General features: G+C 39.5%; 15 protein-coding genes. 8 read left to right on the top strand and 7 right to left on the bottom strand.

The annotated features are described in order from the left end of the window. Positions 1–424: glycoside hydrolase family 11 protein (locus AC1DND_RS11845; RefSeq protein ID WP_477581828.1), on the bottom strand; the 424-nt coding region annotated here is incomplete at its 3' end. Positions 425–783: 359 nt separating this feature from the next. Next, positions 784–1,182, bottom strand: a complete 399-nt coding sequence (locus tag AC1DND_RS11840) for a winged helix-turn-helix transcriptional regulator (protein ID WP_477581827.1) — start codon at positions 1,180–1,182, stop codon at positions 784–786. A 116-nt stretch (positions 1,183–1,298) separates the two neighbouring features. Between AC1DND_RS11840 and AC1DND_RS11835 the strand changes: the two genes are divergently transcribed. Then, entirely contained in the window at positions 1,299–1,739 is a 441-nt protein-coding gene (locus AC1DND_RS11835; protein WP_477581825.1) for a nuclear transport factor 2 family protein, read from the top strand. 242 nt (positions 1,740–1,981) lie between these two features. On the opposite strand, the gene AC1DND_RS11830 is transcribed toward AC1DND_RS11835, so the two are convergent. The 5 genes from AC1DND_RS11830 to AC1DND_RS11810 form a co-directional block, all read right to left on the bottom strand. Beyond that, complete coding sequence (locus AC1DND_RS11830; protein ID WP_477581824.1) at positions 1,982–2,371, bottom strand: MmcQ/YjbR family DNA-binding protein; 390 nt, start codon at positions 2,369–2,371, stop codon at positions 1,982–1,984. A 21-nt stretch (positions 2,372–2,392) separates the two neighbouring features. Next, positions 2,393–3,472 carry an alkene reductase gene (locus AC1DND_RS11825; RefSeq protein WP_477581823.1) on the bottom strand — a complete coding sequence of 360 codons (1,080 nt, stop codon included), beginning with the start codon at positions 3,470–3,472 and terminating at the stop codon, positions 2,393–2,395. Positions 3,473–3,531: 59 nt separating this feature from the next. Continuing rightward, complete coding sequence (locus AC1DND_RS11820) at positions 3,532–4,455, bottom strand: NADP-dependent oxidoreductase (RefSeq protein ID WP_477581821.1); 924 nt, start codon at positions 4,453–4,455, stop codon at positions 3,532–3,534. Positions 4,456–4,636: 181 nt separating this feature from the next. Beyond that, positions 4,637–5,620 carry a helix-turn-helix domain-containing protein gene (locus AC1DND_RS11815; RefSeq protein ID WP_477581819.1) on the bottom strand — a complete coding sequence of 328 codons (984 nt, stop codon included), beginning with the start codon at positions 5,618–5,620 and terminating at the stop codon, positions 4,637–4,639. A 182-nt stretch (positions 5,621–5,802) separates the two neighbouring features. Then, on the bottom strand, positions 5,803–6,438 hold the full coding sequence (locus AC1DND_RS11810) for an NAD(P)-dependent oxidoreductase (protein ID WP_477581818.1): 636 nt from the start codon (positions 6,436–6,438) through the stop codon (positions 5,803–5,805). 77 nt (positions 6,439–6,515) lie between these two features. Here AC1DND_RS11810 and AC1DND_RS11805 point away from each other — a divergent pair, with 77 nt between their 5' ends. From AC1DND_RS11805 to AC1DND_RS11775, 7 genes are all read left to right on the top strand, one after another. Next, positions 6,516–6,911 (top strand): winged helix-turn-helix transcriptional regulator, encoded by a 396-nt coding sequence (locus tag AC1DND_RS11805; protein ID WP_230142685.1) that lies wholly within the window; start codon positions 6,516–6,518, stop codon positions 6,909–6,911. A 159-nt stretch (positions 6,912–7,070) separates the two neighbouring features. Then, a complete protein-coding gene (locus tag AC1DND_RS11800; RefSeq protein WP_477581816.1) occupies positions 7,071–7,661 on the top strand; it encodes a TetR/AcrR family transcriptional regulator in 591 nt (196 codons plus the stop codon). A gap of 135 nt (positions 7,662–7,796) precedes the next feature. Continuing rightward, positions 7,797–8,507 carry an SDR family NAD(P)-dependent oxidoreductase gene (locus tag AC1DND_RS11795; protein ID WP_477581814.1) on the top strand — a complete coding sequence of 237 codons (711 nt, stop codon included), beginning with the start codon at positions 7,797–7,799 and terminating at the stop codon, positions 8,505–8,507. Next, positions 8,500–9,264, top strand: a complete 765-nt coding sequence (locus AC1DND_RS11790; RefSeq protein ID WP_477581830.1) for an SDR family oxidoreductase — start codon at positions 8,500–8,502, stop codon at positions 9,262–9,264. Before AC1DND_RS11795 ends, AC1DND_RS11790 begins: the two co-directional genes overlap by 8 nt. A 66-nt stretch (positions 9,265–9,330) precedes the next feature. Continuing rightward, a complete protein-coding gene (locus AC1DND_RS11785; protein ID WP_477581812.1) occupies positions 9,331–10,332 on the top strand; it encodes an NADP-dependent oxidoreductase in 1,002 nt (333 codons plus the stop codon). 22 nt (positions 10,333–10,354) lie between these two features. After that, positions 10,355–10,795, top strand: coding sequence for a DUF2147 domain-containing protein (locus AC1DND_RS11780; RefSeq protein ID WP_477581811.1), 441 nt, complete (start codon positions 10,355–10,357; stop codon positions 10,793–10,795). Between the two features lie 144 nt (positions 10,796–10,939). After that, positions 10,940–11,147: hypothetical protein (locus AC1DND_RS11775; protein WP_477581809.1), on the top strand; the 208-nt coding region annotated here is incomplete at its 3' end.

Below are 11,147 nucleotides of genomic sequence, written 5' to 3'. Positions count from 1 at the left end.
GGCTTCTACTCCATCCGTACCATCCAAAAGTACCACCTCCGGAGTTTGAATAAGTGCTCAGGTTATAGCCTATCTTATAGGTTTTTGACCCTACTGAATAACCTTTACCGCAAGTAAAATTACCGTTAAAGCCGTTCCAGTTAACGCTGTAATTTCCCCCGGTACCATTGGCATAATTGACTGTGCCAGTTGCGCCGTCACTCTTCCAAAGCGACCAAAAGAAGCCGTTATGTGTACCCGATTGGTAGGATTCTACCGTGGCGACAGCTTTGGTAGGAGGGGGCGGAGCAGTGACTTCCCCAGGCGCGATCTTTTCGTCTTTTTTACAGCCTGTTAAACATACAGCGCTTGCAAACACCAAGGTTGCAGCCACAACAAGAGTAACCTTCCTGGTTACACCTGTCAGTGAATTTTGTTTTTTCATATAAGATATATATTGGTTAGGGAAGCAAAATAACCGTATTCAGATCTGGGATATGGCTAATAATCAGCAAATTTGTTATACAAATGTTCACACGGTCTGGAATTGGAACACTCTACTGGCGTTTTTTTCTGTCAGATTACAGAGAAGTATTGCTTTAAGCAATCTTCGAACATTTTAAGAATAAAAACTCCCGATAGCAAGATAGTTTTGAAGAACGGGATGCAGGTTGATGCTGAAATTCGAAGAGAGTTCTCTGCTCCAGCAGTTTTTCAGAAATATAACCAAAATGATGAACAATGGCTAGGTTGCTAAAGGGAGGTAAACAGAAACAATCATAATACCATTTCTCTGAAACAGTATTATAATTGCCCTTCTTTGGTTTTGGATGACATTTCACTTTTTATTTTCTCCCGGTGCTGGATGCCCCATTCGGTCATCGCTCCAATGACTTTTTCAAGCGTATAACTATAAGGCAACAATTCGTATTCTATTACAACAGGATAGCCTACGGATACTTTCTTTATGATAAAACCATTCATTTCAAGGTCTTTTAGTTCGCTCGAAAGTACTCTGGCTGAGATCCCCTTAACTTGCCGCTGCAATTCTGTAAACCTGTTGTTTCCCCTGGCCATTGCAATAATTATCATCAGTTTCCACTTACCGCCAACTGCATAGAGTGCATCAGCCATCCCATTTAGAATTTTATGGCACTCTTCTGTAAATTCTTTGTTTTTTACCGATTCTTCTTTATTGTCCATTTCGCTATGTTTTGATTACTAACTAACCTTTGGGTAACAGGTAATAAATTGTTAGCGAATATAGCCTAATTTTGATGATTATAAAAAGAACTTTAAAACACAAAAAAATAAAAATTATGACATTAGAAATTTTGAAAATCAAAGAAGAATTAAGGGGCTTAATAGATGCTTATGCCTATTTAAGTGATGAAAAAGAGATCTCAGAAGTAATGAGGCTGTTTACGCCAGATGCCACCTACAAAGTTTATATGGGTAACTTCTTAGCTGCAAATGTGTCCGGAACAGAAACCATGGAAACGGAATTTAACGGGCATGCCTCTTTAGTAAAAACCTATTTTACAATGAACGGGCAGCATACTGTGAAAATAGATGGTGATACCGCTACAGGTGTTTCTTTTTCTCAGATCAAAATGATCAGAGAATCTGAAGGTAAGTCCATCCTTACAGATTACAGCGTTAAGTACGATGACAAATACGTGTGTCTGGATGGGAAGTGGCTAATTAAGGAACGTATCGGATATTTTATAATTGTAGATGAGAGACCATTTAACGGTTAGCGTAAAAAAGGGTAGCCGTCCTTGTATCCATTGCCAGAGCCAATATGCCCATAGCTGTGCTGCAATTAACGGTTACCCTTTCTTGTAAATATGGTAGCGCCTTAAAAGATGTGGTAACTCGATATCAAAATGGGGCGCTATCCGATGTAAATAAAAAGATAGCTGTTAAACCTGCGCTTTTTCGAAGGAACCAATGACAACAAAACTCACCAAATTGTTCGATGCCCACCTATCTTTGATCTTTATCCGTTTTCACGAGCGTCCTCTTCTAAATCTTTTCTTATCCTTTTAGTTAGTGAAGCCACCACAAGTTCATACGAGTTTTTTAACAGGTTCTTGATTACCTTATCAGGAACCTTTTTGTTGAAATAAACACTGATCCAATGTTTTTTATTCATGTGGTAAGCAGGCGTTACATCTTCATATTTTTCCTGAAGTTTCTTTGATTCCTCAGGATCACATTTTAAGGTACAAAAATCAAACTCATCCACATTAAAAAAACAGAACCATTTATCCTTCACATAAAAAGCCAGTAAGTTTCGGTCATATTCAGAAGAGGCTTTTTTGAAAGCCATTTTTTCGGTAACTCCCTCGAAGGAGAGACAATATTCTCTCGCACTTTCTGCATTCATATCATTCTAAATTATCCAGGATCAATCTTTCAAGAAGGGATAATCAGTATATCCGTGTTCACCTCCACCGTACATTGTGGCTTGGTCAATTTGGTTAAATTCGGCATCTAATTCAAATCTTTTTGGCAGATCAGGATTGGCGAGAAACAATGAACCATAAGAAATTATTTTCGTGATCCCCTTCTCCAGTTCTGCCTCTCCGTTTTCTTTATTGAACCCAGCGTTGGCCATTACCAGGTGTTTACTGATGCCGCCAAATGTTTCTATCGCATTTTTAGGATAGTGAGGGTAATTGTTTAAAGGGAACATGCCATTCATCAAATGGATATAAGCTAATGGCAATTCATTCAATGCCTCGATCAAAGGACTAAATTGAGCAACAGGATCACTATTTTCTATATTGTTATAATAAACCGTTGGCGATAGTTTAATGCCAACTTTATCGCTTCCTGATGCATGAACAAGTTCCTGCATCACTTCCAGTACGAAGCGGTTCCTGTTCTCAATGTTACCACCATACTCATCGGTGCGTAGGTTCGCGCTTTCCGATAAAAATTGGTTCGGCAGGTATCCAAATGCAGCATGAAGTTCTACGCCATCGAAACCTGCTTCGATAGCATTTTTAGCGGCCTTACCATAATCTTTAACGATTTGTTTGATCTCCACAATAGTTAATTCATGAGGTGTTTCGTAATCTTTCATTCCCTGGGAAGTAAAATGTTGTTGCCCTTTTATTGCGACTGCCGAAGGCGCAACAGGGAGCTTTCCATTTCTGTCTACAGAATGTCCAACACGACCTGTATGCCATAGCTGGGCATAAATTACACCTCCGTTGTTATGTACAGACTTAGTTACTTTCTTCCAGGCTTCAATTTGTTCATCATGATAAAGTCCTGGTGTCAACGGACTTCCTATAGCCTGTTCTGAGATATTAATGGCTTCCGTTATCAAAAGTCCTGCGCTTGCCCGCTGCGTGTAATATAAGGTCGTTAGGTCTGACACTACTCCTTCTATGTTAGCACGGCTTCGTGTCATTGGCGCCATTGCCATCGCGTTCCTTAGTATTTTCTTTCCTAGTGTTACTTTTTCTAGTAATTTCATGAGTTGTTTTTCATTATGTTAGTGATATAAACTTGTAAAATTTAAATTGTGATCGATTTTTAACCGATTGTAAGGATAACCTTTCCATTTACACCTCCGGCTGTTAAAAAATCCTGTGCCACGGCTGCTTCTCCGAGCTTGAATATCTTTGAAACAACCGGTTTAAATTTTCCAATTTTTAATAATTCAATGCCATTCTGCAAGGTTTGGGCTGAAATGTTGGAGGCGACAAAACTCGCTTTTACCTCGTATTGTTCTGCCAGTTCCTGCGATGGTGGTACCACAATGCTCAACAGCATACCACCGGGTTTTAGCACTTGAAAAAGTTTTGTCTGGGCTTCACCACCTGCGGTATCCGCTACCAGGTCAATATCCTTAATCAAACGCGCAACATCTTTTAATTTATAGTCAATTACCTCGTCGGCGCCAAAACTTTTTGCCAATGCCACACCTTTTCCCGATGCTGTTGCAATAACGTATGCACCTGCAGCTTTTGCCATCTGTACCATTGCACCACCAACAGCACCACTTCCACCCTGGATTAATACGCTTTGTCCCTTTTGTAATTTACCAGCAATGAACAGAACGGATTCGGCAGTGCCAATGTTGACACCGATTGATGCCGCCTCTGCAAAGGAAAGTCCTTGTGGTTTCGGCACCACTAAGCTTTCGTTTGCGGTTACATATTCTGCGTAGGCATTTGTCCTGGTTAGGGCAATCACTTCATCGCCCACTTTAAAGGCTGATACATCATCTCCAATGGCTACAATTATTCCTGCAGCCTCGCCGCCTGGAATAAACGGCATTTCTACGGGGCGGACGGCTTTCATAAAGCCCATCCGGATTTTAATGTCTATAGGATTTACACCTGCTGCTTTAACCTGAACTAACACATCATTTCCATTCTGGACTGATGGTACCGGAACGTCGACCTGTTCTAACACATCTGAATTTCCGTAGTCGTTATATTGTATCGCTTTCATTTTTTTAAATTATAATCTGTACACCTCACACCTAAAGAATATCAGGTGTAGAAGTTACTTCTTTGTTATACTGAATATACGAACAAAGGTATCAGCTATTCAGTAGGTAAAATAACCCAAAAAGACAGAAGAATAGTCCTATCCGACAAATGACGGGGTAGTGTTTTGGAAAAATAGAAAATTAAGCTGTATAGGAAAACTTCTTTGGTGTAATGCCATATTGTTTTTCAAATAGCCGACTGAAGTGACTGAGATTGGAAAATCCCAGCTCATATCCCACCTCAGAAACAGAATGTTTGGCCTGTTTCAGCAGAAAAGCAGCCTCTTCCATTCTTGCTTTTTGATAATAATTATAGATAGTATCTCCAAATGTTTGCTTAAAGAGCTGCTTAAGTTTCGTTTCGCTCATAGCAGTGATAGTGGCCAATTCACTTAATATTGGTGGAGTACTAAGATCACTCAATATTTTGTTGCGAATGGTCAGCAGTTTTTCTGCATCGTTGCTATTTATGTTCTTAAAAGTCGTATTCTCCCTAAGCGATAATTTACTGAAAAGCAGATACATTAATTCCTGTACCTTGATCTGTACGTAGAAATTATTCAAAGCGCTCTTCATATCAACGGAGACAATATTTTTAAGGAGCAATTGCATTTCAGGATCCAGGTTTTCGAAAAAGAGAAAGGAGGCGTTTGCATCCATGATGGTTGTTATCGTACCATTTGGTTTTTCAACAGACAGAACTGAACGTAGTCGGCTGGCCGTAATGCCCACAACCACGTATTGAATGTTGCTGCCGGCAGGGAAACGGATTTCTGTATGCAAATCATTTGTAGATAGGAGTATAGAAGCGTCCTTTTTCTGTGAGAATGGTACGTTTGCCTCGTTGTTATATTTAACTTCACGATCATCGTTGCCATTATAAAAGAAAATGGTACGTATATCATTGGCCTGCGCAGCTGGGTTGCGCTTAATAATCAGGTCTTCCTTTAATACGTACCGGTGGATCGTCAATCTAAAATCATCCCCAAAGCCAACCTTACGTACATAACCTTCTCCCATTTTCTTTGGGATCTCTAAAAAGTTATCTCTCACCGGAACATTAATTAGTTCCGAAAACTGTATTATAAAGTCAAAACCCGGAACCGCTGTAAATTCGAAAATCATTGCAAGAAATAACTAATTAATAAACCTAAGGTGGTGTAACTTCCTAAAGTTACGCCACTTTCTTCTAATATTATTATTTTTAAGATCTCGGCGCTAAGATACGTCTAGAGGGATTGGAGATGGAAGTCCGGTTTTGATTTCTCTTACCTCAACAGAAATGTATTCTTTCATTTTCTGATCATTTAATAGGCGATATCAATTGTACTTTTAAAAGTCCCGCTGTCTGCGAGGTGTATAAACATAAAAGTGGCTAAATCAGCACGCGAGATTTTCGGAATGCCACCTAGCGGCAAACCGGTTATATTTTTATACTTTCCTATTGCTTTGCCATCGGTTAGTTTTGGCGCCCGAACAATTGTCCAGTCCAAGCCGGACGTCTTTATTATTCCTTCCATTATACGCATATCAGCATATACAGGTTTATAGAGCTTTTGCAATACATGCTTTAATAGAAAAGTCATGATGAACGAGCTCTTGGGTGGGATGTCTAATGCGCCTGACGAAATACAGATTAGGCGCTTCGGGCAAGATTTCTCCATGATGTTTACAATATTGCGGATGCCAGACGAATACAAGGTGGTTTGCTGAATTTTAGGGATACCCAGACAGGAAACCACTGCTTCGTGCCCATCAAACTCTTTTTCATAAGTATGTGGAATTAAAACATCTCCTTTAATAACCTTTAGATTTTGATGCATTATTGTAAAAGCATGGGGATTTCTAACAATAGCCGTTATAGCATATCCGGCGTTTAGTGCCTGTTCAATAAAATGTTTTCCAGTTCCGCCAGAACCACCAAATACAAGAATTTTTTTCATTTTGTGATATTTTAATTGAATCAAAGGTATATTTGAACTAACATTTGTGCAAGTACGCACCTAAAAGTAAGTGTAAAATGAATGAAGTTAAAGAAACATCCACCATACAATTAAATAAGCAAACGGTCTTTAAATTGTGTCCGGTTACCTATGTGATGGAAAAAATTGGCAGCTACTGGAAACCGATTATTATCTTCCACTTAATGTCTGGATCAAAACGGTACGGAGCGTTAAAAAAGGCAATGCCTCATATTACAGAAAAGATGCTTGCACAACATTTGAGGCAGCTGGAAGCAGACGGACTGATTTCGAGGGTAGCATTACCTGTAATACCGCCACACGTTACCTATAGCCTGACGGATGCGGGGCAGGCTTTGCGACCTGTGTTATACGCCATGGCAAACTGGGCAATTGAAGACGGGCAAAAAAGGGAAGAGCCACTTTTTAAAACGATGGAACAGTTTCCTGCATAAGTTAATAACCTGCATCCGTGCAACATAAATCAGGCGCTACGGAATATTTGTTTTTGGCTCACGGTGATTGTCATCTTCATCTCACAAAGAATAAAATATACTAAAAAGTATTTTTAATTAAACTTTTTAGTATATTTTTGTGGCGTAAAATTTATTAATATGCTTACTAAAGCCGAAAGAACAAAGCAATTCATTCTGGAAACAGCGGCCCCTATCTTTAATCAGAAAGGGATATCAGGCGCTAATATAGACGATGTGCTTGCTGCTACAAAATTGACTAAAGGATGCCTTTATGGTCATTTTGAAGGCAAGGAAGACCTTGCCTTACAGGTTGTTGATTTTATGCTGAAAACAAACGGCGAAAAAATGTTATCAACTATCGGTAAGGGTAAAACAGCAAAGGCTAAAGTGTTTGCATTTCTCGATTTTTACAAGGATCCTTTAAATACCTACTTAAAAGGCGGGTGCCCTATATTTAATGTTGCGGTTGAATCTGATGATCATTTTCCGGCAATTAAAGAGAAAATAGCCGGTGTAATAAGGCGTGGACAGGAATTATTTGTTGGTGTCTTAAAACAGGGCATTAAGGACGGAGAGTTTTCTGACGAGCTTGACCCTGCTGTATATGCATTTAAAGCTGTAGCTGCTGTTGAAGGTGCGGTGATTATGTGCAGGTCTATGAACACGGCAAAACCGATGGCGAGTTTGCTCAAAAACCTGAAAGCAGAATTAGAAAGTTACGAGGGCTAATTTTTTTTCACTAAAAATATACTAAAAAGTCTTTTATATTTTTAACTATTAAAAAAATATAAAACCATTTCGCAGTTTAAATTAAATGCAAAACTACGTGTGAAAATATACTAAAAAGTCTATAATTAAGAAGATATGGAATCAAAAGAAAAAACGGTTTTAGTCACAGGTGCCTCATCTGGCATCGGGCTGCTTGTCGCCAACAGGCTCCACGAAAATGGCTACCACGTTATCGGAACAAGTAGGAACCCCGAAAAATACCAGGCAAAATTGCCATATAAGTTATTGCCATTAGATCTGAATGATGACCGCTCTATAACATCTTTTGGTCAGTTGCTCTTCAGTCAGATTAAACAGTTGGATGTGTTGGTTAACAATGCTGGTTACCTTGTAAATGGACTTGCGGAGGAAACTCCCATTGAATTAGGCAGGCAGCAGTTTGAAACCAATTTTTGGGGAACGATCAAATTAACCAACGCGTTGCTACCCTACTTAAGAAAGCAAAACCATGGAAAAATAATCACCCTCGGTTCTTTGCTGGGCCTAGTGGGGCTTCCAAATGTGTCCTATTATGCGGCTTCCAAACATGCACTCGAAGGTTATTTTAAATCACTGCGTTTTGAATTGAACCAGTTTAACATCAAGGTAGTAATGGTTGAGCCGATGAGTTTTAAAACCAATATCGGTGAAAGCGGAACTGTTGCTACAGGAACGATCCCAGCGTATGATACCTTCAGGCAAAAGGTAACCGCCTATACTAAAAGTACATTTGATAATGCACCTGATCCTGCACCGGTTATCGCCACTTTATTGCAAACAGTAAAGGAAAAGAAGCCCTATACCTGATGCCCCACCGGTACTGATCACCGGTGGGGCATCAGGTATAGGGCTGGAAGCAGCAAAACAATTTTTGGCTAATGGCGCCAGTGTAATCATTACTGGCAGAAACCAAGGGAAATTAGATGATGCCAGGAAACTATATCCGGCAATTATAACCATTAAAAGTGATGTGTCAGAAGCCGATGATGCACAAAAGCTTTTTAACCAGGTGCAGCAATTGGGCGGTATTGATATATTATACAACAATGCAGGTGTTTTAACCGATCCAATCAATCTCGGATCGGCAAACGAAAGGCATCTTACAGACGCAGCCTACGAAATAAACGTCAACTATCTTGCAGTTATCAGGCTTAACAATCTTTTCATGGATATGCTGAAATCAAGGGCGGGAGGCGCTATTATCAACACAACTTCATTGCTTAGTTATGTTCCATCATTACTGGAAGCAACTTACTCAGCTTCTAAAGTAGCATTGCGGTTTTATACAGAAACATTGAGAAAGCACCTACAAATTTTAAATAGTAACCTGAAGGTATTTGAGCTTTTGCCTCCTGTTGTGGCTACAGAAATGACGGCTGATAGGAAGGGAAAAAAAATGACTACAGAAGGTCTGGTAAAAGCGCTTATCGCAGGTCTCAAGAAGGATCAGTTTACCATCCGTGTAGGGGATACAAAAACATTGTATATCGTCAACCGGCTTTTTCCAGGAATTGCTTTTGGTTTGGTTAATCCTAAGAAAAGTTATAAATTAATATCCCCATAAAAATTACGCCTTAAGTAACAGCATGTTGTAACTGACGTAAATAATAAAACAAGAAATAAACATAATATGAAAGCGTTCATTATAGACAAATATAAAAGCAAGGAAGGTGGTAAGATTGAAAATGTACCCATTCCAGTATTGAAAGCCGATGAAGTATTGGTAGAAGTATACGCTGCCGGTATAAACCTTCTCGATTCCAAAATAAGGAAAGGGGAATTCAAACTTTTTTTACCTTATAAAACACCATTTATTTTGGGGCATGACCTGGCCGGTATAATAACTAAGGTTGGTGCGCAGGTGCAAAAGTTTCAGGTTGGAGACCATGTTTATGCTCGGCCCGCAGATCATCGTATCGGAACTTTTGCAGAATTCATTGCCGTTAATGAGGCCGATTTGGCAATAAAGCCTGCAGAACTGACCATGGAAGAAGCGGCATCCATCCCACTCGTGGGCCTCACTGCCTGGCAGGCACTCATTGAAAAAGGGAAACTGCAAAAAGGAGAGCGGGTTTTCATTCAGGCTGGCTCAGGCGGTGTCGGCACATTTGCCATTCAGTTGGCTAAATATCTGGGGGCTACTGTGGCTACCACGACAGGTACAGCCAACATCGAGTTGGTAAAAAGTCTCGGTGCAGATGTTGTTATAGACTATAGAAAGGATGACTTTGAGAAAGTTCTGAATGATTATGATCTGGTTTTAAACAGCCAGGACGGATTGACGCTTGAAAAGTCGCTACAGGTATTAAAACCAGGTGGAAAGCTCATCTCGATTTCTGGTCCTCCCGATCCGGATTTTGCAAAACAAATCGGTGCCTCCTGGTTCGTGAAACTGATTATGCGCCTGTTGAACTCGAAGGTAAGAAAGAAAGCAAAAAGGCTGAATGTTGATTTTTCCTTTCTGTTTATGAGGGCTAGCGGATCTCAGTTGAATGAAATTACGACGCTTATAAATGCCGGGGCTATTAAACCTGTGATAGATAAAATTTTTCCGTTCCAATCGGTCAATGAAGCAATAGCTTATGTAGAAAGTGGCCGTGCCAAAGGAAAAGTGGTAATAAAAGTTAAATAATTTAATTGGTAAAACATATATAATGAAAAAACTAAGGATAATATTATTGTTGTGCCTTTTTGCGGCAACAAAAACATTCGCACAAACTCCAGAAGCTGATAAAATTTTAGGCGTATGGTTGAGTGAAGATAAAACCGGTAAAATTGATATTTATAAAGCAAAAGGGAAGTATTTCGGCAAGCTGATCTGGGGTAAAACCATGTACGAACCAAATGGAATTACTTCCAGGAAGGACGTAAAAAACAAAGATGAAAAATTAAGGGCACGTAACCTTAAAGATCTGATCATGCTTTACGATTTTACTTATCATAATGGCGTGTGGGATGGTGGCGAGATTTATGATCCTTATAGTGGTAAAACATACAGCTGTACGTTGAAACTAAAGGATAGTAAGCTGAATATCAGGGGGTATATTGGCATGTCTTTGTTTGGCCGGACAAGTGTTTGGGAGAGGGTGAAGTAATGTTTAAATTGAAAGTGCCAGGAAATTATGAGTTTTGAACAGTTTGTTGGCGGCTAGAAAGTAGTTGCCATAATGGAGCTATAATTTCCCTTTTTGTAGCGTTTTAATGCGCTTTGTCGTTTTTCATTAAAAACCAAATAGACGATGAAAAAAATAGCGCTTGTATTATTGTTGGGTGTTGCCCTGCTAACCTGTAAAAAAAATAAAACMACTTCTGATTGTGGGGACAAGGTCTGTACTGAAGAATTTGCCTCGGTAGTGTTAAAATTTGTAGATAATAAAGGCGCTGCCGCTGAAGTAAAAGATTTCAATGTAATCAACCAAAGAACAGGAGAGCGGGTAACGGCTAATT

Source organism: Pedobacter sp. 01N416, from assembly GCF_056399685.1.
This window is presented reverse-complemented; position numbering and strand designations above follow the sequence as displayed.